Origin of the sequence: Woodsholea maritima DSM 17123, from assembly GCF_000382325.1 — a bacterium.
Lineage (GTDB): Bacteria > Pseudomonadota > Alphaproteobacteria > Caulobacterales > Maricaulaceae > Woodsholea > Woodsholea maritima.
The window spans coordinates 430,036-454,701 of the sequence record NZ_KB908056.1 but is presented as its reverse complement, the minus strand read 5'-3'; the positions used below and the strand labels follow the sequence as shown (position 1 = coordinate 454,701).

Here is a 24,666-nt window from a genome sequence, read left to right as displayed (position 1 = left end):
GTGGAAGCGCTAAGGTGCGTCCTACAACTTTTGGGAGGTGGTTATGCGTCGGATTTTGTTGAGTTTTCTCTCTCTGGTGGTGGCCTCTTGTGCTCACGAACCGCAAAACGAGATAGATGGTCAGGACACTGCGAGTGTGGCGGATATGCACGCCAATGCGGCACCGCTTGTCGTGATGATTGGCGTGGATGGTCTGCGTTGGGATGCGATTGATCGCCATAATGCCCCAACTTTGCAGAGCTTAGCGCAAAATGGCATGCGTCCTGAGAGCATGATCCCGGTGATGCCGACCAAAACCTTTGTCAATTTCTACTCTCTGGCCACAGGGCTTTATCCTGAACATCACGGGATTGTGACCAACGCGCCCTATGATCGCGCCTTCGGTGAGGGCTTCGTCAATCAGACCAGCCCCGGCGAAGCGCGCTGGTGGGGGGGAGAGCCGATCTGGGTCACCGCCGAGCAACAAGATGTGCGCACGGGTGTGATGTTCTGGCTGGGCTCAGAAGCGCCCATCAAGGGCGTTCGTCCCACAGAATGGCGTCCTTTTGATCAGAATAAACCCTATGATGAGCGCGTTGAAGAAGTGCTCGGCTGGCTGGCGCGCGAAGGCGATGAGCGTCCGGGCTTTGTCGCCTTCTACATGTCGGCTGTAGACACCGCCGCGCACCGGTTCGGCCCTGAAAGCGAAGAAGAAGGTGAGGCGATTGCTCTGGTCGATCAAACCATCGCGTCTTTCTTAGACGGGTTAGAGGCTTTGGGCCTTCGCGATCAGGCCAATATCATTATCGTTTCTGACCACGGCATGACCCATACTCTGCAAAGCGACTACATCTATTTGGATGATTATGTCTCGCTCGACGGGATTTATGTGCCCGAGCTGGAAGGGCGCTATGGCAATAGCTATCATCCCTTTGTGCAGATCTTTGCCGAACACGATGGCCAGGATATGGATGCGGTTTATGATGCGTTGAACGGTGTGAACCCGCACATGCAGGTCTATCGCCGGGATGCTCTGCCAGAGACCTATCATTTCAACCATCCAGATCGCGGGGCGGATCTGTTTGTCGAAGCCGATCTGGGCCGCTCTATTCGTTTGCGCGCGCCAGAGCCGCAATGGCCGACGCCCATTCCTGGCAATCATGGCTATGATAACCGCGAAAAAGATATGCATGCGACCTTCATCGGCCAGGGTCCGGCATTCCCGGTGGGTGCCCGTCCGGACAGCTTTGAAAACGTCAATGTCTATCTGATGATTGCGTGTATCTTAGGCTTGGAGCCTGCGCAGACCGATGGCGATGCCGCTTTGGTGGAAAGCTTGCTGAGCCAAAGCTGCCCCAGCTTTCACTAGGACTATAATTTCACAATTTTAGACTTTTCAGTACGCGTTGAATTTGGAAGGATCTCTCTCCTAGAGGAAAACAATCCATAAGGAGGGAGATCCCCCATGAACGACGAACCCCATCGTATTACCTATCTGGCCCACACTTTTTCTGCCGCCGCGCTTGAATTTCACCGCGGACAGATGGCAAAAAGGGGCTATCATATGGAAGGGCGTATTGAGCCCTCTACCTTCCAGATGATTGATGAAGATGGCAAAACGGCTCCCGCCTTTGAGGGTAAGCCGTTATTCAGTGTCACCTTCGTCAAAAATCATGGAGGCTAACCCGATAATAAAACGAGGAAAAAATGGGTATTGCCACGGTCGCACCACACGATGTCTCAAAGAGTTTTACCACTCACCTTAGTGCTGAAAGTGCGGTCAGCGAGCTGATCCGATTGTTTGATCAATCGGTGTCCCATTTGCGTGAAGCCCTTCGGGCCTATCTCGATCATGGTGAACTGCCTGATGGCGCGCAGCGCCGTTCAGGCGGTTTTGCCTATCCAGAACTGCGCATTACCTATCGCCCGGAAGGCTCCGTCCCGCCGGTCAGCCGCGCCTTCGGGAAATTCTCCGAAAGTGGGGTCTATGCCCAATCCATCACTCAGCCGCGCTTGTTTCAGGCCTATTTGACGGAGCAGATTGCGTTATTGGCCGGGGAATATCCGATCGCGATTGAGACCGGGCTCTCAACCCAGGAAATCCCCTTCTCCTATGTGCTGGATGGGGCGGCGGATTTAGATCTGGATGGGGTGGAGGTCGCCGATCTGGTGCGCCATTTCCCGTATGCCGATCTCAGCCTGGTCGATGATAGCTTGCCCAATGGGGCGCAGCTGTTTGATGCCGATCAAGTGCGCGCGCTATCCCTGTTTGATGCGGCCAGAACCGATTATTCGCTCAAACGGCTCCAGCATTATACCGGCACCCCGGTTGAGGATTTTCAGCAATATATCCTCTTCACCAATTATCATCGCTATGTGGATGAATTCGTCGCCTGGGCCGTCGATCAACTGGGCGCGGACAATGAATATAACGCCTTAAGCGCGGCCGGCTTTGTCAGCGTAGATGGCACCAGTGAAGATCCGGTGACCCAGGTCAGCAATGCACCCTGGCGGCGTTTCCAGATGCCGGCCTATCATTTGAAGGCCCCGGGCGGGCGCGGGATCACCCTGGTCAATATCGGGGTTGGACCATCGAATGCCAAAACCATCACCGATCACTTGGCGGTGTTGCGCCCGGAATGTTGGTTGATGGTTGGCCATTGCGGGGGGCTGCGCCATTCCCAACGCCTGGGCGATTATGTGCTGGCGCACGCGTATCTGCGCTATGATCATGTATTGGACCGCGATCTGCCGCGCGAAATTCCGATCCCGCCCATCGCAGAACTGCAAATCGCCTTGCAAAGCGCGGTGCGTAAAGTCACCGGGGATACTGGTGAGGCCTTGAAGCGGCGCATGCGCACCGGCACGGTCGTGACCTATGCTGATCGCAACTGGGAATTGCGTTACCAGCAAGAGGCCCGGCGCATCAACCAATCACGCGCCATCGCGGTGGATATGGAATCGGCGACCATTGCGGCCAATGGCTTCCGCCTGCGTGTGCCCTATGGGACTTTGCTGTGCGTTTCGGATAAGCCGCTGCATGGGGAGTTGAAGCTGCCGGGCGCGGCGAACCTCTTTTATCAACGCGCGGTGTCAGAGCATCTTCGCGCGGGGGTTGAAACGATTGAGCTTCTCAAGCAGGAAGGTTCTGGCGCGCTGCACTCGCGAAAATTGCGCAGTTTTGACGAGCCGCCCTTCCGTTAAGCCTCGCGAACCCTTGGAATTTTAAAAAAGCATCATATTTTATCGCTCGCGGGTTTGACCAAAGCGGCCTATAGGCAGGGCTTTATGTCGGACCCGATGAGGAGCGAGACCATGAGCGCGCGCCATACCCCCCTGGAGGGTGTTCACAATTTTCGGACCTTTGGCGGGTATGCCTGTCAGGATGGCCAGCTGGTAGATGGGCTTTATCGCTCCGGCCAATTCTCGCGCGCCTCGCAAACCGATCGCGCTACTTTAGAGGCGCTGGGCATTGGCGTGGTGGCGGATTTGCGCCGGCCCAAAGAACGTGAGATTGAGCCTTCATGGTGGGGCGAGAAGGCGGGCGTCACTGTGCTCGCCTCCGATCATGTCGGCGATAAAGAGCCGCCGCATTTTGTGTTTCTGCGCGAATCTAATCTCAGCGTTGAGAATATTCAGCGCTTTATGCGTGATACCTATCGCCGCTTGCCCTTTGATGCGGGCAATATCGCGATTTTTAAATCCGCGATTGAGGCTTTGGCCCATTCGCCCGCCGACAGTGGTTTCATCGTCCATTGCGCGGCAGGTAAGGATCGCACGGGGCTGTTTTGTGCCTTCTTGAAGGCGGAGCTGGGTGTCTCCTATCAAGATATTCTCGATGATTATATGATGACGAATACCGCCGTCGATTTCGACGTGATCATGCCGGGCTATCATCAGCGCATCAAAACTGAGTTTGATCGCACGATGAGTGATGAGGCGATGCGCGCCTTCTTGGGCGTTGAGGGCGAATATCTGGACGCCGCCTTTGATGAGATCAAAGATGCCAGTGAATACTGGCGTGATGCGGTCGGAGTGAGTGAGGCCGATCTGGCAAAGCTGCGCGAACGTCTGGTGATCAAGGCGGGCTAAGCCTATATCGCCAGGTCATGAGTGTGATCGAGCTTTCTTGGCGATGTCCTTTGGTGGCCTTCGCGCCCTTGAAGGGGGTGGCCTATAGCCAGCTTTTATATGGCGGTGGGGCCAAGGCGAGCGGGCGTTTCAGCTATATTTGTGCCTTTCCCGACTTCACGATTGAGGATGAAGACGCTGCGCGCGGCTTTTCTCGCCTGCGTGAACAGGCGCGCCCTTTAAGGGGACAGGGTGAAGGCTTTCACAGCGGTTATTGCGGGCTGATGGCTTATGATCTGGGTCAAGCCTTTGAAACGGTCCCGCGTTTAAGCGATGGGATCAGCGCCTGGCCGAAAATCGCCATGGGTTGGTATGGCGCAGTGGCGGTCTTTGATCATGATGAGAAAAGCTTGATCGTGCGCGGCGTAGACCCTGATGCCTGCGCCCGTCTGGCCGATGCCTTGGGGGCGGCGGCCTTGCCCGCGCCCACAGCCACGGGCCAGCTTGATCAGGTTTGGAGTGATGGGCAGTATTTGAACGCCGCCGCGCGTGCGCGTGATTATGTGCGTGCGGGTGATATTTTTCAGGTCAATCTGTCACACGCTTTTCAAGGCGCGATCAAAGGCGAGGCCGCGCCCTATGATGTGTTTCGACGCTTAGCCCAGACCAGTGCAGCCGGGTTTTCCGCCTATTTCTGTCTGGATGAGCGCCGCGTCATCGTTACCAATTCGCCGGAGCGGTTTTTAAAATTCTTTGAGACGGGAAGGGTTGAGGCGCGGCCCATCAAAGGCACGCGCGCACGCGGGAAAACGCCTGAAGCCGATGCACGCGCGCGCGAAGCGTTAGAAGCCAGTCTTAAAGACCGCGCAGAAAATCTGATGATTGTCGATCTGATGCGCAATGATCTGGCGCGCGTCTGTCAGGCCGGATCGGTAAAAGTGCCGGAGCTTTTCAAAGTTGAAAGCTTTGCCAATGTCCACCATCTGGTCTCCACCATCGAAGGTCAGTTACAGCCGGGCCGCGATGTTTATGATCTTCTGGCGGCCAGCTTTCCACCGGGCTCGATCACCGGGGCCCCCAAATGCCGCGCGATGGAGATTATCGCTGAGCTGGAAGGGGTGTCGCGTGGGGCCTATTGTGGCGCGATGGGCTGGCTGGATGGGGCAGGCTCTGCTGATTTAAACGTGATGATCCGCACTTTATCCTGTGTGCGTCATGGCGCGGATTGGACTTTAGAAGCGCGCTCAGGCGGGGCGATTACCATTGATTCTCAGCCCCAGCACGAGTTGGATGAAACCCATGCCAAGCTGGCCGCGATCCGCGCGGCGCTGGAGGGGTGATGAGCGAGATTTATTGCGATGGCGAATTTTACCCTGCCGATGAGGCGGGCCTAACCTTTACCGACCGCGGATTTCTGTTGGGTGATGGCGTCTTTGAAACCTTGCGCTGGCAGGGCGGTGAGGCGCGCCATTGGCCGGACCATCAAGCGCGCATGAGGCGCGGCTTGGCGCTGATGGGGCTGGATGCGCCCGATTGGACGGCCTGTCAGGGCGCTTTGCCGCGCCTGGCTGAAGCGTTGAAGGGGCAGACCGGTGTGCTTCGTTTGAGTGTCACACGCGCCAGCTTGGGCCGAGGGCTCTCAGTCGAGCCCTTCTCTGACAGCCGGGTGGTGATGCAGATGGCCCCCTTGGCGCGAATGCAGGCCCCGCATCTGATCTGGGTCAAGGATGTTTGCCGCAATAGCGCCAGCGCCTTTAGTCAGTTTAAATCTACCAGCTATGGCGAAATGATTGCCGCGCGGCATCTCGCCCGCCAGGGCGGCGGCACCATGGCGCTCATCGGTTCACCTCAAGGCCATATCGCTTCAGCCGATTGTGCGAATGTGTTCTGGATTACCGATGAGCGGATTTATACCCCGGCGCTTTCCACCGGGGCGATGCCCGGAACAATGCGCGCACGGGTGATGGCCGCTCTTCAGCAAGCGGGCCTGGAGATTGAAGAAGGCACGTTTGCGCCTGCCGTGCTCGATCAGGCCAGCGCGATCCTGCTTACCAATGCTTTGATCGGGATGATGGCGGCGCAGTCCTATCACGGGCGCGCTTTGGATCAAATCTGCCCGCTTCGTGATCAGATCTTAGCGCTAACCTGCGCGCTTTAAGGGATACGGGTCACAATGCGCGAGATGCGTGGGCGCAGATAGACGGTTTTGCGCATATGAAGATCATCCAGCTCACTGCCGCCAATCAGATTGTGATAGGCGTAATCGGCTTTGACCATGATGATGGACCCGCCCGGATCAATTAAATTGGCCGGGGCGTCCACATCAGAGCCAACAAGCAGCGCATTCGTGCCGCGCGCAGAGCTCCAATGGACAATCGGATCGCCTTCAGAATCCAGCACGACCGAGGTCACGACCATGGCCAAGCTGTCGGTGCTATAGGGCGCAAAGATCAGATCAGCGGCCTGAAAGACTTGCGTCATTTCATTGGTGGTTATGAAGTCATCCTGGGTCACCAGATCGCCGACTGTATTGGCCGCTGCGGCCAATTTACGGTCTGCATTGAGCGCCAAGGTGGCTTGAACCGAGCCCAGATACAACCCCAGCATGACCGGTGCAATCAAGGCAAATTCCAGCGCGGATAAGCCCTTTTGATCGCGAATGAAGCGTTTGAGTAGAGAGGTAAGACGTGTGAACATGGTCATCTTCCCCTTACTTAAACGGTTCGTTTTTGAACGCGGTGGTCGACATGATCAGATGTTCATTGCCCGGCAGATTGGCCAAACCTTGACCAACATTTGGGGTATGGAATTTATACCGATAAAAGACCCGGACCAGCACAACCTCACCGGCATCACCAGGATCAAATTGCATGGAACCGGTGTCGAGATTGCCGCTGGAATCCATGGGGATAGCGGGCGCGCCGCCGCCAAAGCCATTGAGTTGGCGCACATCCACACTTAACCGGGCACAATCGGCAATGACTTCGATACGCCGACAGATCGTATTGTGAAACGCACCGGCAGGGTCGGGAGAATTGGCATTTTGCACCTGACCGGTACGAATGGTGCGCGCGGCAATCTGGGTCGCGTTTTCAACGATAGAACTGGTCGCAAACATCAAAGCTGTTTCTAGAATTGCAAATAACAGCACAAAGAAGGGCAGTGCGATGAGCGCGAACTCAACCGCAGCGGCCCCCGATTGGGCGTGTTTGAAGCCTTCGAGTTTGGATTTCAGCCGTTTCAACACCGCGCCAGCCCCTTCGTCATTTGAGACGTGACTTTAGCGCCATGTGCTTAAAGCGATGTGAAAGCGAGTGGTTAAGACTTAGTTGCGCGGTGTCAGCGATACGCGTTCTTTATTGATTTCGTCATTCATGTCGTCGAACCAGTCTTTGTCATCACCAGGTTCTGGATTGGCGACGCAGTCTGGTGCACAATTATAGCTTTCCCGGCGGGTATTGCGAAAGACGCGAAGCGCGTTTTCATCGGACGCGGCGACATGAATATCGGCCACATAAACCACCTGGCCAGCTTCGTTGAGCGCTAACATATTGGTTGTGCCGGCGAGATGTCCGGTAATCAATACGGTTTGGTCGTCATGCAGGGCGATGCTGGCAATGCTGGTATTGCCCACCGCTAAGGTGGTGGCGGGTTCAGGCAGGCGCAACAGGGTCGTTTTATATATCGGCGCTTCAATCGGGGCGGCCAAAGCGCCTGCGCTGCATAAAACGAGGGTCAAAATTGCAAGTGCGAAATGCCGGATCATAGCCTGCCTCAATAGATGGGTTGGCGCTATCATGACTTAGGGCGGTGAATGAAGGGTAAAGGCGAGGGTTTTACACCTTATATATAAGATGGGAGAGCATTAACGCAGTGTAAATATTTCGTGTTAAGAGAATAAAAATCTTTATTTAAATTAACTATAGAAAAAATATGCATGGTTATCAATAATTAATCATGTCTTTTCACGACTTCTCAAGCTTCTTTGTGTTTATTAGCGTCATGTTCAAGGCGGTCGGGACAAGACGGTGCGCCTGGGCCCTTAGTAATTCCTGGAGGACACGAAATGAAAAATTTAGTCTCACGTTTTCTGAAAGACGAATCTGGCGCCACTGCAATTGAATACGGCCTGATCGCGGCTCTGATTGCTGTTGCCATTATCGGCGCTGCCACCGCACTCGGCGGTCAAATCAGCGCGAAATTCACCGAAGTGGGCACCGCTGTTCAAGGCGCGAGCGCGTCTTCTGGTACCGGTACCGGCACATAAGCTTCGCTTAAGTCGTCATCGAGGAAGGCCGCTCAATGGGCGGCCTTCTTTATTTTAAAGTGATGTTTAGATCTATATTCTATATTTGAGACAAGGGAGATTGATCATGATGGCTGCGATTGTTATTTTTCTTGTTCTGGGTTTGAGCCTCGTCGCGGCTGCCAAAGATGTCATGGGCTATACCATTCCTAATTGGATCGCGCTGGCCTTGATCGGTTTATTTCCGGTCGGAATTTTCGCTTTAGGGATGACGCTGCCTGATATTATGAACGCTGTGCTGGCCGGGGGCTTGATGCTGGTGATCGGCTTTGCCCTGTTTGCGCCGGGCTGGATTGGCGGGGGCGATGCCAAGCTGATGGCCGCTTTAGCGCTGTGGGTCGGCTGGAGTGATCTGATCGCTTTTGTCAGTTTCAGTGCATTATGGGGCGGGGTTCTGGCCATTGGTCTTCTTATCATGCGCCGTCAGCTGGCTCATATCCCCTATATTGCGACCCACGCGCCCAGATGTGTGGTGGAAGAGGGCGCGCCTGCGCCTTATGGTGTCGCGATTGCAGCTGGAATGCTGAGCGTTTTACCGAATAGTCATCTTTTAACTGCGCTTTTGGGCTAACCGTTAACGCTGCTTTGAGGTTTTCGCGCTTTCCTATCGGGTGACGCAATGCGTGCTGAGGGAACGGGGCCTCGAATATGGTTAGGATATTAGTCTTAATACTCGCCGGTGTGGCGGCCTTGGCGGCGGCTTTGTTCGTACGCCAGGCGATGCAACCTGCGCCCGGGCCTGCTGCGAATATCCCTGCGCCTGTGGCAGAAGTCCAAACCGTTGATGTGTTGACCCTGCGCGAGGATATCGGCGCGGGCATGCGTTTGACCCCCGATCATTTGCAATGGCGCGCCTGGCCGAAAGATAGCGTTTTAGAGAGCGCACTGGTACGTTCGGCCCAACCCGATGCCCGTGAAGCGCTGGCCGGTGCCATCGTGCGCTTTGAGCTTTATAGCGGGGAAGTCTTCGATCCGCGCAAAGTCGTTCAGGCCGGTGAAGCGGGCATGATGGCGGCCCTGGTTGAACCGGGCATGCGCGCGGTTTCCATTCCCATTGCTGCCGATACCGGCGCGGGCGGCTTTGTTCTGCCCGGTGATCATGTTGATGTGATTGTCAGTATTCCGATGGAGCAGCAATCACGCAGCCTTATAGGCGGTAGTGAAGCGGGCCAAAGCGTGGAGCAATCCAAACGCGTTGCCCAGTCGCGCGTGCTGGTTGAAAATTCACGCGTTCTAGGCGTCGATCAGATCGCAGGCGGTTTTGAAGAAAACGCCTATGTGGGGGAAACCATCACTTTGGAGATGCTGCCCGAGCAGGCGGTTCTGGTTTTGAACTCCCGCTATGAGGGCTATATTTCCGTGGTGTTGCGCAGCTATGCCGATAATGCGGGGGGCCCAACTTCGGGCGGGGAGGGCCCGCGCACCGCGACCGCGACCCGTCAGGTGCGCATGGTGGCGAACGGCCAGGCGCAAACCCTTCAAGTACCACGCCGGGGGCAACCACAATGATCAAACACGGTTTTGTCGCATGGCTGGCAGGGGCGTTGGGGCTTGCAGTGGCGCTCAGCGCGCCGGGTGTAGCGCAAGAAGCGACCAATACTCTGCGCATTGATATTCGCCAGCCCGGACAGGGGCCTGTCTCGGAAAATCTTAATTTGCCGCTGGGTCAAGCTGCGGTGATCAATATCCCGCACAAAGATGTGGCCGATGTGGTGGTGGCCAACCCCAGCGTGGCTGATGCCGTGGTGCGCAGTGCCAATCGCGCCTTCGTGATGAGCCAGGCCGTCGGGCGTACAAATATTTTCTTCTTCGCCGAAGATGGTCAATTAATCCTTGATCTTAATGTCCGGGTTGAGCGCGATATGTCGGGCCTGCAAGATGCGCTTGATCGCTTCATCCCCGATGGCCGGGTGCGTGCAGAAAGCCTGAATTCTAACATCGTTCTGTCGGGCAGTGTGCCCAGTGCGGCGGCGGCCGATACCGCCTTGAATGTCGCGCGCCGCTTCGTCGATGATCCCGAAGATGTGATCAGCCTGGTGAGCATTGAAGGGCGTGATCAGGTGATGCTGAAAGTGCGCATTGTCGAGATGCAGCGCAATGTGGTGCGCCAGCTGGGTGTGAACCTTAATGGCACGACCAATTTTGGCGAGTTCCGCCCCCCTGTGCGCCGGCCTTTGTTGGATGGCAACAGCAATCTAGTTTATGATCAGTTCGGTAACCAGATTTGGGAAACCGTGGCGCCGGGCTCCTTTGGCAGCAATAACACCATCAAAACCCAAAACTCCTTCGGGGTGGCGGGCGCGGCGCTGGGCGGTCTCACGGGCGGTCTGGGCTATAACAATTATGTCGATGGCGTGCTGCAAAGCTCGCTGGGCGCGACCCTGAATGCGTTAGAGCGCGTGGGCCTGGTGCGCACGCTCGCCGAGCCCAATTTGACGGCGATCTCTGGTGAAGCGGCAAACTTTTTGGCGGGGGGCGAATTCCCCGTCCCCAGTGGCCGTGACCGCGATGGCAATATCACCTTGCAGTTTAAACCCTTCGGTGTGGGGTTGGGCTTTACTCCCGTGGTGATGTCGGAAGGGCGCATATCTTTACGCATTTCTACCGAGGTCTCGGAGCTGTCCAATGAAGGCTCGATCACCTTGGGCGGCACCACTATTCGTGACGATCAGGGCAATGTGGTCCAGCAAGTCGATGGTCTGAACGTGCCTGCTCTCTCAGTCAGCCGGGCGGAGACGACCGTGGAACTGCCGTCTGGTGGCAGCATGGTTCTGGCCGGTCTGATCAAAGAGGAAACGCGTCAAGCGATTGATTCTGTTCCAGGTGTTGGGGCGCTTCCTGTCTTGGGCGCGTTGTTCCGCTCGCGTGACTTTGTGAATAATGAAACCGAGCTGGTCATCATCGTTACGCCCTATCTGGTCGATCCCGTGGGCCAGAGTGAATTAACCGACCCGGCCTATGGCTTTGCCCCGGCTTCGACTTTGGCGGGTTTCCTCCTGGGGCGCTTGAATGTCGTCTATGCGGCACCGGGCGCGGATATCGAGGGTAAGGGCTGGTCTGGCCCTATTGGATTTGTGGTGGAGTAAGACATGATGCGCGCGATTGTCATTTCAGGCTTGATGGGTGTCGCCCTGGGGCTCAGCGGATGTGTCACCTCTGGCCATGTGCCTCATCAATTGCCTCAGGTTCAGGCTCAACCCGTCATCATGAACAAGGTTATCCCGGTGAATAGTGCCGATACTGGCCTCACCTGGGCGCAGACGGCGGAGCTGAACGCCATCGCCGCTGAGTATAAAGCGCGCGGACATGGGCCTTTGATCATTGCTTACCCTGAGCGCACAGAAAATACGCCGGCTCTGGTCCAGGCCGCGGCCTGGGCGCGCGCGCATTTGAATGAACAGGGTATCGCTTGGCAGAATCTGCGCGGTGCCGGGATGGATTTGGACGCGGATGCCCCTGCGCACCTGCTCGTCACCTATATGCGCTATCAGGCGGTGGCCGATAAATGCCCCGGCGGTTGGGAAGATATGACCATGGCCAATCTTGCGGATAATCACGCGCGTTTTGGCTGTGCCACGGCACAGAATTTTGCGGCGATTATTAGCGATCCCCATGATCTGATCGCGCCGCGCGGCTCTGATCCGGCCAGCACCGAGCGGCGCCAAACGGTCACCGATGCCTATCAATCTGGCGAACGCACGGCCAGCCAGCGCAATGACGGGGAAAGCGGTGCCGTATCGACCGCAATCCGCAGTCAGAATTAGGAAAGGATCGGCCATGTCACACCCCAAACCGGCAGACGATAATCCTTTCGATCCGAATGATGATTTTCTGGATGATCAAGATCCGGGCCTGGATGAATTTGACCCCTTCCTGGACGCGGATGAAGTTGAGCGCCGGATGTTTTCCCAAGGTCTCAGCGCGTCTGCCCCCCAGGCCTCGCCTGCGTCTACTCTGGGTGATGAGGGTGATTTCGATAGTCTCGGCGATCCTCAAACCAAGCGTCCCTTTGGCGCGCGTCTGGCCGACGCCAATCGCGCTGAGACGATGGCCGAAGATTATCATGACTTCGATTCCAGTGGATCTACCGGCTTTGATAATCCCTTCGAGGGGCCAGCGGTTCATGCGCCTGCCCCGGTAACGCCTGCGCAAACCGACCCTACCGCCATGACCTTAGAGGCGATGCATGTCGCGCCCGAGATGAGTGTGCAGGGCGGGCTTTATGGCGAAATTGATGAAGACGATCCGACCATTTATCAGCCCATACCGCGCATTGATATTCAAGCCTTCTGTGAAAGCCCGGAAACCGGGCGTTTGATCCATACGGCGGGTAATGATCGGCGTTTGGCCAAGGCTCATGTCACGGTGGAGCTGGGCGGTCTGGCCGCTGCGATTGAGCGCTTTCATGATCATGGCACGCCTAACCTTCTCATTATTGAGACCGGAATGCGCGGCCAGGGGCTTTTTGATCAGCTTGATGAACTGGCTGGGGTCTGTGATGGCGACACGAAAGTTGTGATCATTGGCGCGGCCAATGACATCACGCTGTATCGCGAATTGATCCGGCGCGGGATTAGCGAATATTTGGTTCCGCCATTCTCTCCGCTACATATGATCAAGACGATCTCTGAATTATTCTTAGATCCTGAAGCGCCCTTCGCCGGTAAATCCATCGCCTTTATTGGCGCGAAGGGTGGGGTGGGCTCATCGACCATTGCGCACAATGTGGCTTGGAGCCTGACAGAAAATCTGCGCTCTGATGCGGTCTTGGTCGATCTTGATCTGTCGTTCGGCACGGCCGGGCTCGACTTCAATCAAGATCCCGCTCAGACGATTTCTGATGCGCTTGATGACCCAGATCGCTTGGATGATGCGCTGCTCGATCGTTTGCTGGTGCGGTGTAGTGAGCGTTTGACGCTGTTTTCTGCGCCCGCGACATTGGAGCGCGAATGGCAATATGATCCAGAGGCTTATGAGAATGTCCTCGATAAGGTGCGCCGCCAGGCCCCCTATGTGACCTTGGATCTACCCCATCAATGGAGCCCCTGGGTGCGCCATACCTTGTTGAGCGCGGATCAGGTCATTGTCACGGTGACGCCGGATCTGGCGTGCCTGCGCAATGCCAAGAATATGTTCGATCTGATCCGTCAGAACCGCCCTAATGATGAGCCACCCAAAGTGGTGGTGAATATGGCGAGCTGTCCTAAGCGTCCGGAAATTCCGTTGAAGGATTTTACCGATGCCTTGGGGGCCTCGCCCGCCTTGGTTCTCCCGTTCGAGCCGGAGCTGTTCGGCAAGGCCGCCAATAATGGTCAGATGGTGGGTGAGGTCGATCAAGCCTCAAAAGCGGCAGAAGGCTTTGCCCATCTGGCGGGAGCGATCGCGGGGCGCCCCATTGCGCCAGTGCGTCAGTCCTTCTTTAAGAAATTGTTTTCGCGTTAGAAAAAGGTGAGGTAGCGCATGTTCGGCAAACGCAGCGCCGGACCCGAGGGTCGTCCGACAACGCCCAGCGTAGGCCCAGGGGCCGGTGTTGCCACACCGCCCAGGCCTCAGGCTGCGCCTGTTGCGGCGCGTCCAGCTACGCCTAAGCCAGCCCCGAAAGCCCCTATCGGCATGCCGAAAGCGGCCCCGAAAGGCCCTGCCGTCAAGGCCCCGGCCGCCAAAACGCCGCCTCAAAAAACCACCAAGCCTAATACGGTCGTTGAAGATGTCGGCGGGGAACGCTCTGCCGAATACTATGCCATTAAGACGACGATCTTTAATGCGCTGATTGATACCATTGATCTGGGTCAGCTTTCGCGCCTGGATAATGAGACCGCGGCCGAAGAGATCCGCGATATCGTTACCGAGATCATTTCGATCAAAAATGTTGCGATGTCGATTGCCGAGCAGGAACGCCTGCTGGAAGACATTTGTAACGATGTTCTGGGCTATGGCCCGTTAGAGCCCTTGCTGGCGCGTGATGATATCGCCGATATCATGGTCAATGGCGCAGGCGATGTCTTTATCGAGGTTGCCGGCAAGGTGCGCAAAACCAATGTGCGCTTTCGCGATAATGCCCAGTTGATGAATATCTGTCAGCGCATCGTCAGCCAGGTGGGCCGCCGGGTCGATGAATCCAGTCCAATTTGTGACGCGCGTCTGGCCGATGGCTCGCGGGTCAACGTCATTGCGCCGCCTTTGGCGCTGGATGGCCCGACGCTGACCATCCGGAAATTCAAAAAAGACAAATTGACCATGGATAATCTGGTCAGGTTCAAATCCATCTCTCCCGAAGGGGCGAAAGTTCTGCAGATTATCGGGGCGTCGCGGTGTAATGTCTTGATCTCCGGCGGTACGGGCTCGGGTAAGACGACGCTTCTGAACTGTTTAACCGGCTTTATTGATGCTGATGAGCGTATCGTAACCTGCGAAGACGCCGCCGAATTGCAATTGCAACAGCCTCATGTCGTGCGTTTGGAAACGCGTCCCCCAAACTTAGAGGGCCAGGGCCAGGTCACCATGCGCGATCTGGTCAAGAACTGTCTACGTATGCGTCCCGAGCGGATCATCGTGGGTGAGGTGCGCGGGCCAGAGGCCTTTGACCTGTTGCAGGCGATGAATACCGGCCATGATGGCTCCATGGGCACGCTGCACGCCAACTCCCCGCGTGAGGCGCTTTCGCGTATTGAATCCATGATCACGATGGGCGGCTATAACCTGCCCAACCGGACCATTCGCGAGATGATTTCCGGCTCGATTGATGTGATTGTTCAGGCCGCGCGTCTGCGCGATGGCTCGCGCCGGATCACCCACATCACTGAAGTGCTGGGCATGGAAGGCGATGTTATCGTCACCCAGGATCTCTTCCTTTATGAAATCACCGGGGAAGATGCCAATGGCGATATCGAAGGTCGCCATGTCTCGACCGGGATCGCCCGGCCGAAATTCTGGGATCGGGCACGCTATTACGGGCTGGAAAAAGAACTCGCTGATGCCCTGGATGCGGCGGAAGGATAAAGATGAGCTCCGATCTTGCCTTCATCTTTGCGGCCGTTGCGGTCTTTATCGCCATTGCGGGCGTTGGCTTTGCCCTTATTCCTAGCGGTAATAAGCGCCAAACTGAGCGTGTGACCCAGGCCGTGGGCGCGCCCCTCCATCGGGGCCGGCGCCATACCGCCGCGCTGGATATGGCCGCGCAGAAGAAAAAGCAGATCCAGGATTCGATTAAGGACATCGAAGAGCGTCAAAAGCTGGCCCGCAAGCGTAAAGTCAGCTTGAAAGCGCGAATTGAGCAAGCCGGGATGACCTTCACGCCCCAGCAATTTTGGATTGGCTCTGGGGTTATTGGCGCGATTGTCTTTGTGACGATTTTGGTGCTGGGCCAGCATATCTTGATCGCTGCGGGTTTGAGTGTATCTGCCGGTCTGGGCCTACCTCGCTGGATTTTGGGCATGATCACGGCCAAGCGGCAAAAGAAATTCACCGAGAATTTCGCCGATGCGCTGGAGATTATCGTGCGCGGGATCAAGTCCGGCCTGCCGCTGCATGAATGCTTGAAGATCATTGCTGCCGATACGCCTGAACCCATCAAGAGCGAATTTCAAGAGCTGATCGAGGGGATCGCCGTGGGCGTACCGGTGGACGAGGGGCTACGCCGGATGACCGAGCGCATGCCGCTGCCCGAACTTAATTTCTTCTCCATCGTATTGACCATCCAACAAAAGACCGGGGGCAATCTGGCCGAAGCCTTGGGCAATCTGGCGATTGTGTTGCGCTCGCGTAAGATGATGCGCGAGAAGATCGGGGCCCTATCCAGCGAAGCCAAGGCTTCAGCCGGGATTATCGGTGCGCTGCCGCCGCTCTTGTTGGTGATTATCTCCCTGGTCTCACCGGGTTATACCGATGTCCTGTTCACCCAGCCCAAGGGACAATTCCTGTTGATTGGCGGGGTGGTATGGATGGGCATTGGTATTTTGGTCATGCGCGGCATGATCAATTTCAAGATGTAGGGCTGGGCTATGGGCTATACTGAATTTGCCGAGTTCATCACCAATCCAGGCACTTTGTTTGCGCTGATCGCGGCCGTTTTGGTCTTTGCCACGATTTTGACCCTGACCAAGCCTTTAATGGGCGGGGATTCGTTGGATAAACGCATCAAGGCCGTGCATGTACGCCGCGAAGAGCTGCGCCGTAAGTCGCGTGAAGCCATTGATAATGCCCATAAACCGCAAAATCAGCGCCTGCGCGGGGATCAGGGTAAGGGGCTCTATCGCAATGTGGTGGAAAAGCTGAACCTGCAAAAGCTGCTGGAAGATCCCGATCTGAAGGACAAGTTGGTTCAGGCGGGTTTGCGCGGCCAGGGCCCGATCTTCACTTTTTACTTTTTTCGTCTGGCGAGCCCTTTCATATTATGGATCGGATCTGGGCTTTATTTGAGCTTTATCAATGACTTCGGCTTGCCCGGCATTACCCGCTGGTCCTTGATCGTCGGCATTGGGATTTGCGGCTATTATGCGCCGAATATCTATCTTTCGAACGCTGCGCAAAAGCGCCGAGATTCTATCATGCGCGCCTTTCCTGATGCCCTGGATCTTTTGTTGATCTGTGTGGAAGCCGGGATGTCGATTGAGGCGGCGTTTCAAAAAGTCTCCGGTGAGATTGGCTCGAACTCGATTGAACTGGCAGAAGAATTATCTCAAACCACGGCAGAGCTGTCGTATCTTCAAGATCGTCGTCAGGCCTATGATAATCTCGCCCGGCGCACTAATCACCCCGGTGTGAAATCTGTGGCGACGGCCCTCATTCAGGCAGAGCGTTATGGTACGCCGATGGGCCAAGCCTTGCGGGTGATGGCCAAGGAAAACCGCGATATGCGCATGGCCCAGGCCGAGAAAAAAGCCGCCGCGCTGCCTGCTCAGCTGACAGTACCTATGATCTTGTTTTTCCTGCCTGTAATCTTCGTCGTGATCTTGGGTCCTGCCATTCTGACGTTTCCGGGTTTGTGACATAAGCCAATACGCGCTATGGCTATTCCACATTAGCGGCGAAAGGGGTTCGCGTGTTTGGGGGTCAAAAATCTGCAGAAAAGCGGCGTGAAGCGAATAAGCTCGCGGACACGGCTGCGGAGAATGCTTTGCTGGCCCTGCGCGAGGAGGATGTCGCACGTGCGCGTGCGGAGCTGGCCGCCGTGCCCAAGCGTGTTGATTTTGCTGATATCGGCTGGAAGGTGACCCTTGTCTGGTCCCTGGTTGAATTCGCCGATGACAAGCGCAATAAGGGCTTCAGCAAGCTTCTTGAGTTTTGTAAGCGCTTGGATGAAACCAGTTTGACGCGCGATGATAAGGGGTATCTGCGCCTGTTTGCGCGTTATCGCGCCATCGAAAATGCGAAAAATGGTCGCCCCTCGACAGAGATACGCGAACTGACAGAAAACTTCCGCTTTGACCACACTCTGGTCTGTAATGCGCTGAAATCTCGCTTCCCTTTGAAGAAGGGGGAAGAGACGCAAATCGCCCCGCCGCCCAAAGCCATTGCACCGGGCGCCCATGGGGATGAGTTTTAGCGTAAGCCTTAGCCTTGCGGGCCAGTATCTTGGCGCAGGGCATCCCAGCGTCGCGGATTGGACATGAGGGCGCGGACATAGGCCATATTCCCCTCAACCATGGTCGGTGTGCTGTCGATCAGGGCAAAGCGTTCAGCTTCATCAAAACGCCCCTGCAGGGCCAGCACCAGCGCAAGGTTTTGACGCACTTCCGGCCCGGCGCGTTCATGGCTCAGCGCGCGGCGCAGATAGTCTTCGGCCTGATCCAGATCGCCATCCAGGGCATAGGAAAGCCCCAGATTGGCCATGACCGAGGGCTCCCCCCCAGAGACGACAACCGCTTCTTGAAAGCGCACCCGCGCGCCATCGCTGCGCCCGGTCTGCTCTAAGGCAATGCCCAAGCCATTGATGACTTTCCAATTAGTGGGATCGCTTTGCGCGGCACGGCTTAAGGGCTCAATCGCGGATTGGGCCTGGCCCAATTGAACGAGGGCTAGGCCATAATTGGCTTGAAGCTCGATATTGTCAGGATAAAGCGCCAAGGCCTGACGCGAAACTTCTGCGGCACGCTGGGTGCCGCCGATCTTGCGCAGTACGGTGGAGAGCTTGGTGGCCGCTTCCAGATCGGCCGGGTTCAACTCATAGGCTTCGGCCCAGAAGGCGGCCTGGGTCAGCAGGTCTTGGTTTTCAATGGCCGCGCGTTCGCTGGCGGTAGAGGGCGCAATGTTTTGCCCCAGCACCTCATCGGCGAGGGCGTCCTCTTCAACCGAGCGCGCTAAACCTTGCGCGCTTTGACTGGTGGCACACCCGGCGAGCGCTGTAAGACAGCTCAATCCCAGGGCAGACAAAAGCACACGCATATCCTACCTCTTTATGCTGTGACTGCTTACATTTGCCTTAGTCGGTCAAGGATGTGTTAACGCTGATCCTTTGATCGCACCTGCCCTTTTGTCGCTAGCCGGAGAAGACATCATGCAAGACCTGTTCGTATCGCCTGACACCGCTGGAGAGCGCCTGATCGTTCTTACCCAAGCGCAATGGCAAGATGCGGCGCGATCGGGTTTAAGCGCGCGCGATATTCAATATCTGGGGCGGGTTGGGTTTAAGGCCAAATCTGGTGAGATTGTTATTCTACCCGAAGCGGGCGCAGTGCTGGGCCTGGGTGCGGGTAAAAGCGTTTTCACCTTGGGTAAAGCGCCTTTGAGCCTACCTGAAGGGGTGTGGCGCGTTGAAAACCTGCCTGAAAGCTTTGATCCGACGCTGGCCATGACGGCCTGGGGACTGGGGGCCTATCAGTTTAACGCCTACAAAGATGCGAGCCGTGCGCCAGCGCAATTGGTCGCTTTAGAAGGCGCGGATTTGGCTGAAGTCGCCCGCGTGGTCGATGGCGTGACTTTGACCCGCGATCTGGTCAATACGCCCGCGGGCGATATGCTGCCCAGCGATCTGGAAGCGGCTGCGCGCGCCCTGGCCGCGCGCTTTGGCGCTGGCGTGCATGTTACCGAGGGTGAAGACCTGCTGGTTGAAAACTTCCCTGTCATTCATGCCGTGGGACGCGCCGCGGAGGATGCGCCGCGCCTGATCGAGCTGGAGTGGGGCGATCCCAGCCATCCGCGTTTGGCCTTGGTGGGTAAGGGTGTGTGCTTTGATAGCGGAGGCTTGGATATTAAGCCTGCCGAGGGCATGCGCAATATGAAGAAAGATATGGGCGGGGCGGCGAATATTCTGGGCCTGGCCTTGATGATTATGGATGCGAACTTGCCGGTGCGGTTACATGTTCTGATCCCGGCGGTAGAGAATGCCATCTCCGGCAATGCTTTTCGTCCGGGCGATATTTTGACCGCGCGTAATGGCTTGACCATTGAAGTTGATAATACCGATGCCGAAGGGCGTTTGGTGCTGTGTGATGCCTTGGTGCGTGCGGGCGAGGATGAACCGGATATGCTCATTGATCTTGCCACCCTGACCGGCGCGGCGCGGATCGCCATGGGGCCAGAGGTGTCTCCCTTCTATACTGATGACGAGGAATTTGCCGACGGGATCGCGAAGGCGGCCCAGGCGGTTGAAGACCCGGCCTGGCGTCTACCCTTGTGGGATGGCTATGATGCGCAGCTGGAGGGGGCCATCTCTGATCTTTCCAATATGGGTGAGGGGCCGCTGGGGGGCTCGATCCTTGCCGGTCTGTACCTGCGACGTTTTGTGAAGACAAGGCGCTGGGTTCATGGTGATATTTTCGCCTGGACCCCTAAGGATCGCCCGGGTCATCCCAAGGGCGGTAATGCGCAATTATCGCGCGCGCTCTATCATTGGCTGAAAACCCAGTATGTGAAGGCTTAACCCATGTCTGAGACCCAGTTCCAGGTCATCACCCCCATTAGCGCGCAACGCCAAGGCCCCAGTGATGAGAGTGAGCTGGCCAGCCAGCTGTTACATGGTGAGGTCGTGACGTTTGAGCGTGAGGCGGCGGGCTGGGTCTATGCCCGCGCCATCCGTGATGGCTATCAGGGCTGGGTCAAACGATCCGATCTGGCCGAACCGGTCTTGATCCCCACGCACCGGGTGCGGGCGTTACGCACTTATGTCTTTCCAGAGCCCAATCTGAAAACCGCGACCCTTGGTGTGTTGTCGATGAATGCCAAGATTGCAGCCGGTGTGCGCCAGGATCGGTTTACGCAAGTGCCTCGACTGGGCTGGGTCTTTACCCCTCACTTAGCCGCTTTGGGTGAATGGGAGGCCGATTGGGTCGCCGTAGCCGAACAGTTTCAAGGCGCGCCTTATCAGTGGGGCGGGCGTGAAAGCATTGGGCTGGATTGTTCGGGCCTGATCCAGACCGCGCTGGAGGCTGCGGGGCTGCGTGCACCGCGCGATAGTGGCGATCAAGAAGCCTGGATGCGCGAACGCGGCGAGACCCTCGCCATCAACGAGGATCTTTCTGGGCTGCAACGCGGCGATGTTGTGTTTTGGCCGGGTCATGTTGGGGTGATGGTTGATGAAACCCGCTTCCTACATGCCAATGCCCATCACATGGCTTGTGTGATCGAGCCGATCAGCCTGGCTGCCAAGCGCATTGCCTTTAAACACGCGCCGATTCGCAGCATCATTCGGCTTTAAGTCTGAAACCGGGACAATAAAAAAGGCGGTGATTTCTCACCGCCTTTTTTATTTGGATTTGAAGAGAGGGGTCTTAGTGACCGCCTTCTTCTTGATGCGCGCCGCTCGCGTCTTCAGCCGCTTCACTGGCCTCTTGCGCGACATGCTCTGCACCTTCGCTTACCGCTTCACCTGCGTCTTGAGCAGCAGCTTCAACGGCTTCGCCAGCATTTTCGACCATTTCACCGGCCGCGTCGGCCATCTCGGTGGCTTCGACATTGGGCTCAGAAGGCAGAGCCGCCGGCAGAGCCACTGGAGAGTCAGATAAAGTGCGTAGATAGGCGATCAAATTGATACGATCTTGTTGATCGCGCAGACCGGCAAAGCTCATCGCGGTGCCCGGCGCATAACGACGTGGGCTTTCTAAGAAGCCATCCAAAGATGCCCACAACCATTGGCCGTGCTCAGCTTGAAGGCCCTTCAAAGCATCTGAGTAATTAAAGCCAGAGGCAGAGGCGATCTCACGCCCAACCACACCCCACAAATGCGGCCCGGTCATATCCGCGCCCCCTTGTTCAAAGGTGTGGCAGCTGGCGCAACGGCGCGCAACGCGCTCACCGGCACCGACATCGGCAGAAGCTAGCAATAGACCGTAGTCTACAGGGCCTGCATCCTCTTCGGCTTCACCACCGGATGAGGCCATGGCCGACAGATCCACCGGATAACCGACGTCTTCTGGGTCTTCGACGTGGAACATCGCATCACCAAAGGTGCGGATGCCCATAATAACCAATAACAGAGCCAAAATGGCTCCAGCGACTTTATTCCAGAAAAGATCGCCCATCGACGTCCTCTCTCTGCTCGATCATGACAAAATTGGGCTTGTGTTTGGCACGGGCTGGCCCATGACGCAACACATTGACGCTGCCAAAGACTTTATATTGCCGTAAGCACGTGCGTATGCGGCGAGAGGTCGCGGGCTAGACCCCGCGATCAAGCCAGGTTTTCAACAAAAGACGGGAAATGGAGTAATGATCCGGGGCCATAGCCTTTAAGGGGCCATCCAAGAGCGTGCGCAATGATTCGCGATCGAACCAGCGCGCATCCTCCAGATCATCGCGCGCAATCACCTCTTGATCCGGCGTGATCTCGGCCAAGAGGCCAATCATAAGGGAAGAGGGAAAGGGCCAAGGCTGGCTCGCGATATATTCGGTCTTGATGACGCGCTGATTGCTCTCTTCATACACCTCACGCGCGCAGGCCTCTTCAATGGTTTCGCCGGGCTCCATAAATCCCGCCAATGTCGTATAGGCGCCGTCGGGCCAATTGGCTTGGCGGCCCAGAAGGCAGCGCTCACCACAATGGACCAGCATAATGACGCAAGGGTCAATGCGCGGGAAATGCTCCATTTCGCAGGAACCACATTGCAAGCGTAGCCCGCCGTCTTTGGGGTGATTATGTCCCCCGCAGTTGGAACAAAACCGCCGTCGGCCATGCCAGGCGAGCAGAGCCCGTGCGCGCCCGGCAATCGCGGCGATATCATGAGGTAGGGCCATGGTCGCGGCGCGAAAATTCCAGGCGGGTTTTTCGCCATGAGCCTGGGCGAGGCTGGCCGCAAACCAGGGTGTGCCCTCTACCTGACCCAGGTAAATCGGACCTAAGCTGTCGAGATCATCCATAGATATAAAGCGTATAGCCGCTACCATCGGGGTCGAAGGTTGGGCTTCGATGAGATCGAGACCATGAAAAAGCACGATCTGCGCGTCTTTATGCTCGTGCTGCGCCCTTAGCCAGTCGGTGTTGGGGCGCTCAAGTCCAGAAAAGTCCAAGGGGGAGGCTGTAAAGCTGAGGGGCATAGGGCACCTATGGGATGGGCTGGGCATAAAGAGGGGGTGTGAAGCATAGTCTTCGCGCTGTTAAGCGCGCGGGTCAATGATGTGGGGCGGCGAGGGGGCTTTGGGGTGCGAGGGTTTGCCTCAATCGACGTCTTGAGGTGTGGAAAAGGGCGTGGAAAACTTTATGGTCTGTTGAAATAATCAAATACGCTTTTTAAAATCAAGATCTTGCGTGACAAAACGCAAGGCTGTGGAAAATTCAATTCTTGCTTAACACGCGAAACGACTCATAATACAACATAGTTAACAAACGCGTTCACCGAACCGGTCAAGTTAATGGGGTCAGCATGACGCTTGGGGTTGCACATACGTTTCCAGACTTCGAAAGCATAGACGATCAGGGCCGTGTCGTCGATATGGTCAATGAAATCGTGATGCGCTCTAACGTGCTGGCGTTAAAAGTGGCCAGCGATGCCATGTCCCTCAAAAACAATGATCAGATTATGGATGCCGCTGAGCGGGTCCACACGCTCGCCGCACAAACTGCGCGGGCCGCAGAGGATGTGTTGCAGGAGATTGAGCTGTTAAAATCGCTCAATCAGCTGGCTGGCCTTGAAGGCGTGATTAGCTCAGATGAGCTTTCAGCGATGATAGAGCGGCTCGATCAGATGACGCGGCTGTTTCAGGATGAAGGTCAGGTCAAAGAGGTGGTTTGTAAGCGTTAAGTAAAGACTATCGAGAAAGGGCGCCCGCGATCTCCCTCCCCCCCAACGCGCCGCGCTCCCGACGCCCCGGTGATCCCCCCTCACCGGGGCGTTGCTTTTTTGGCGCATGCATTAGGGATTGGGGCAAAGTTGGGTCTTTATGTCTTTTTCCATTCATTCCGCATTTAGATTTAGGTCGTTTTGGCGCTAATCCCTTGCTGTGCTCCGGATGAAGCGTGATAAAAAAATCACGTTATTTGGGCTTTGCAGAGCTTTGGGGAAGCCGCCTATTTGAAGCTTAACTGCGCAGCACCGTGAGTTGAGAAAAATTGATCAGTGAAATCAGCGGCATAGATTTAATATTATTAAAGCGAATGATCTGCCTTAGTAAAGATTAAAGTGAAGGGGGTGAATTTTTGGCGATATTGAAGGGTTAGACATATATTGACCGACTATAGGCCGCATTCTTGTCCCAAATGTGCCTTTTTTTGCGCCGATAACACCCTCACGGAAGACGCAATACAGCGATGACCTTCTCGACTTTTAACTCTCAAATCAGGCTCAGTCCTGGGGGACAGAACAATGAAAACTCTTTTGGTATCTGCAGCTTTGGCTGCTGTGGTCGGTTTCGGTGCTCAAGCTCAAGACAGCGCATTCAATTTGAGCGCAGGCTATTCTTTGTTTGACCTGAAACAAGGTGACGTCAACGCGTTGACTTTGCGCGGTGGTTACAATGTTTCAGAAATGTTTGGTGTAGACCTAGAAGGCTCTATGGGCATTAAGAGCGACAAAATTGGCCTGAATGGCTACACTGGCGATGTAAAATTGAACTATGCTTTGGGTGCTTTTGCTCGCGCTCAAATGCCATTGGGTGAGCAGTTCAACGTATATGGCCGTGTTGGTTATTCTACCATGAAGTTGAAGTATGACTTCCCAAGCAAAAACTACAACGACACCAAAAGCGGTTTGGCTTACGGCGCTGGCGCAGAGTGGAACTTCTCTGACAATAGCGGTCTGCGTTTAGACTTCACCCGTCACCATGCCGCCAAAGCGAACCAGTGGAACGTATCCTACGTTTACCGCTTCTAAGATTAAGTGTGACTATTCAGTCACAACTTAAGTGAAGTTTGCCGTTTGGGCTCAATTTTGACCTCCGTC

At 56.0% G+C, this 24,666-nt stretch carries 26 protein-coding genes; 20 read left to right on the top strand and 6 right to left on the bottom strand.

Translation table 11 applies throughout. The features are described from left to right. Window positions 1–43 precede the first annotated feature (43 nt). The 6 genes from H151_RS0102240 to H151_RS0102215 all read left to right on the top strand — a co-directional run bounded on the left by H151_RS0102240 (window position 44) and on the right by H151_RS0102215 (window position 6,208). On the top strand, window positions 44–1,348 hold the full coding sequence (locus tag H151_RS0102240) for an alkaline phosphatase family protein (RefSeq protein ID WP_019959998.1): 1,305 nt from the start codon (window positions 44–46) through the stop codon (window positions 1,346–1,348). 96 nt (window positions 1,349–1,444) lie between these two features. Then, window positions 1,445–1,663 carry a hypothetical protein gene (locus H151_RS0102235; protein ID WP_019959997.1) on the top strand — a complete coding sequence of 73 codons (219 nt, stop codon included), beginning with the start codon at window positions 1,445–1,447 and terminating at the stop codon, window positions 1,661–1,663. A 23-nt stretch (window positions 1,664–1,686) separates the two neighbouring features. After that, window positions 1,687–3,183 (top strand): AMP nucleosidase, encoded by a 1,497-nt coding sequence (locus H151_RS0102230; protein WP_019959996.1) that lies wholly within the window; start codon window positions 1,687–1,689, stop codon window positions 3,181–3,183. Between the two features lie 111 nt (window positions 3,184–3,294). After that, window positions 3,295–4,071, top strand: coding sequence for a tyrosine-protein phosphatase (locus H151_RS0102225; protein WP_019959995.1), 777 nt, complete (start codon window positions 3,295–3,297; stop codon window positions 4,069–4,071). A 17-nt stretch (window positions 4,072–4,088) separates the two neighbouring features. Further along, window positions 4,089–5,390, top strand: a complete 1,302-nt coding sequence (locus H151_RS0102220; protein WP_019959994.1) for an anthranilate synthase component I family protein — start codon at window positions 4,089–4,091, stop codon at window positions 5,388–5,390. After that, window positions 5,390–6,208, top strand: coding sequence for an aminotransferase class IV (locus tag H151_RS0102215; protein WP_019959993.1), 819 nt, complete (start codon window positions 5,390–5,392; stop codon window positions 6,206–6,208). Before H151_RS0102220 ends, H151_RS0102215 begins: the two co-directional genes overlap by 1 nt. Here the strand turns inward: H151_RS0102215 and H151_RS0102210 are convergent. The 3 genes from H151_RS0102210 to H151_RS15220 form a co-directional block, all read right to left on the bottom strand. Beyond that, a complete protein-coding gene (locus H151_RS0102210) occupies window positions 6,205–6,747 on the bottom strand; it encodes a TadE/TadG family type IV pilus assembly protein (RefSeq protein ID WP_019959992.1) in 543 nt (180 codons plus the stop codon). The two genes, H151_RS0102215 and H151_RS0102210, sit on opposite strands and share 4 nt — an antisense overlap. Window positions 6,748–6,760: 13 nt before the next feature. After that, entirely contained in the window at window positions 6,761–7,297 is a 537-nt protein-coding gene (locus H151_RS0102205) for a TadE/TadG family type IV pilus assembly protein (RefSeq protein WP_019959991.1), read from the bottom strand. A gap of 78 nt (window positions 7,298–7,375) precedes the next feature. Continuing rightward, window positions 7,376–7,816 carry a pilus assembly protein N-terminal domain-containing protein gene (locus tag H151_RS15220; protein WP_019959990.1) on the bottom strand — a complete coding sequence of 147 codons (441 nt, stop codon included), beginning with the start codon at window positions 7,814–7,816 and terminating at the stop codon, window positions 7,376–7,378. 300 nt (window positions 7,817–8,116) lie between these two features. On the opposite strand from H151_RS15220, the gene H151_RS0102195 reads away from it, so the two are divergent. The 10 genes from H151_RS0102195 to H151_RS0102150 all read left to right on the top strand — a co-directional run bounded on the left by H151_RS0102195 (window position 8,117) and on the right by H151_RS0102150 (window position 17,900). Next, window positions 8,117–8,317, top strand: coding sequence for a Flp family type IVb pilin (locus H151_RS0102195; protein WP_019959989.1), 201 nt, complete (start codon window positions 8,117–8,119; stop codon window positions 8,315–8,317). Between the two features lie 106 nt (window positions 8,318–8,423). Further along, window positions 8,424–8,927, top strand: a complete 504-nt coding sequence (locus tag H151_RS0102190; RefSeq protein ID WP_019959988.1) for an A24 family peptidase — start codon at window positions 8,424–8,426, stop codon at window positions 8,925–8,927. A 77-nt stretch (window positions 8,928–9,004) separates the two neighbouring features. Then, window positions 9,005–9,865, top strand: coding sequence for a Flp pilus assembly protein CpaB (gene cpaB, locus H151_RS15215; RefSeq protein WP_083918372.1), 861 nt, complete (start codon window positions 9,005–9,007; stop codon window positions 9,863–9,865). Beyond that, window positions 9,862–11,442 (top strand): type II and III secretion system protein family protein, encoded by a 1,581-nt coding sequence (locus H151_RS0102180; RefSeq protein WP_019959986.1) that lies wholly within the window; start codon window positions 9,862–9,864, stop codon window positions 11,440–11,442. The genes cpaB and H151_RS0102180 overlap by 4 nt, the downstream gene beginning before the upstream one ends. Window positions 11,443–11,445: 3 nt before the next feature. Next, on the top strand, window positions 11,446–12,120 hold the full coding sequence (locus H151_RS0102175; protein WP_019959985.1) for a CpaD family pilus assembly lipoprotein: 675 nt from the start codon (window positions 11,446–11,448) through the stop codon (window positions 12,118–12,120). A 13-nt stretch (window positions 12,121–12,133) separates the two neighbouring features. Beyond that, window positions 12,134–13,798, top strand: a complete 1,665-nt coding sequence (locus tag H151_RS15210) for an AAA family ATPase (RefSeq protein ID WP_019959984.1) — start codon at window positions 12,134–12,136, stop codon at window positions 13,796–13,798. A gap of 18 nt (window positions 13,799–13,816) precedes the next feature. Further along, window positions 13,817–15,355 (top strand): CpaF family protein, encoded by a 1,539-nt coding sequence (locus H151_RS0102165; protein WP_019959983.1) that lies wholly within the window; start codon window positions 13,817–13,819, stop codon window positions 15,353–15,355. Between the two features lie 2 nt (window positions 15,356–15,357). Then, window positions 15,358–16,347, top strand: a complete 990-nt coding sequence (locus tag H151_RS0102160; protein WP_019959982.1) for a type II secretion system F family protein — start codon at window positions 15,358–15,360, stop codon at window positions 16,345–16,347. A gap of 9 nt (window positions 16,348–16,356) precedes the next feature. Then, window positions 16,357–17,343: a type II secretion system F family protein gene (locus H151_RS0102155; protein ID WP_019959981.1), complete on the top strand. Its 987-nt coding sequence runs from the start codon at window positions 16,357–16,359 to the stop codon at window positions 17,341–17,343. Window positions 17,344–17,396: 53 nt separating this feature from the next. Continuing rightward, window positions 17,397–17,900 carry a hypothetical protein gene (locus H151_RS0102150; protein WP_019959980.1) on the top strand — a complete coding sequence of 168 codons (504 nt, stop codon included), beginning with the start codon at window positions 17,397–17,399 and terminating at the stop codon, window positions 17,898–17,900. 8 nt (window positions 17,901–17,908) lie between these two features. Here the strand turns inward: H151_RS0102150 and H151_RS0102145 are convergent, their stop codons facing one another. Next, window positions 17,909–18,739, bottom strand: a complete 831-nt coding sequence (locus tag H151_RS0102145; RefSeq protein ID WP_019959979.1) for a tetratricopeptide repeat protein — start codon at window positions 18,737–18,739, stop codon at window positions 17,909–17,911. Window positions 18,740–18,851: 112 nt separating this feature from the next. Here H151_RS0102145 and H151_RS0102140 point away from each other — a divergent pair, with 112 nt between their 5' ends. Beyond that, on the top strand, window positions 18,852–20,216 hold the full coding sequence (locus tag H151_RS0102140; RefSeq protein WP_019959978.1) for a leucyl aminopeptidase family protein: 1,365 nt from the start codon (window positions 18,852–18,854) through the stop codon (window positions 20,214–20,216). A gap of 3 nt (window positions 20,217–20,219) precedes the next feature. Next, window positions 20,220–20,990 (top strand): C40 family peptidase, encoded by a 771-nt coding sequence (locus H151_RS0102135; protein ID WP_019959977.1) that lies wholly within the window; start codon window positions 20,220–20,222, stop codon window positions 20,988–20,990. Window positions 20,991–21,063: 73 nt separating this feature from the next. Here H151_RS0102135 and H151_RS15205 read toward each other — a convergent pair whose 3' ends face one another. Further along, entirely contained in the window at window positions 21,064–21,813 is a 750-nt protein-coding gene (locus H151_RS15205; protein ID WP_019959976.1) for a c-type cytochrome, read from the bottom strand. A 136-nt stretch (window positions 21,814–21,949) separates the two neighbouring features. After that, window positions 21,950–22,825, bottom strand: coding sequence for an NAD(+) diphosphatase (nudC, locus tag H151_RS0102125; protein WP_026353769.1), 876 nt, complete (start codon window positions 22,823–22,825; stop codon window positions 21,950–21,952). Window positions 22,826–23,151: 326 nt separating this feature from the next. On the opposite strand from nudC, the gene H151_RS0102120 reads away from it, so the two are divergent. Together H151_RS0102120 and H151_RS0102115 are read left to right on the top strand one after the other, a co-directional pair. Beyond that, on the top strand, window positions 23,152–23,529 hold the full coding sequence (locus tag H151_RS0102120) for a hypothetical protein (protein ID WP_019959974.1): 378 nt from the start codon (window positions 23,152–23,154) through the stop codon (window positions 23,527–23,529). A 561-nt stretch (window positions 23,530–24,090) separates the two neighbouring features. After that, the gene (locus H151_RS0102115) at window positions 24,091–24,597 is read left to right on the top strand and encodes a porin family protein (protein WP_019959973.1); all 507 of its coding nucleotides are present in this window, start codon (window positions 24,091–24,093) and stop codon (window positions 24,595–24,597) included. Window positions 24,598–24,666: the final 69 nt, after the last annotated feature.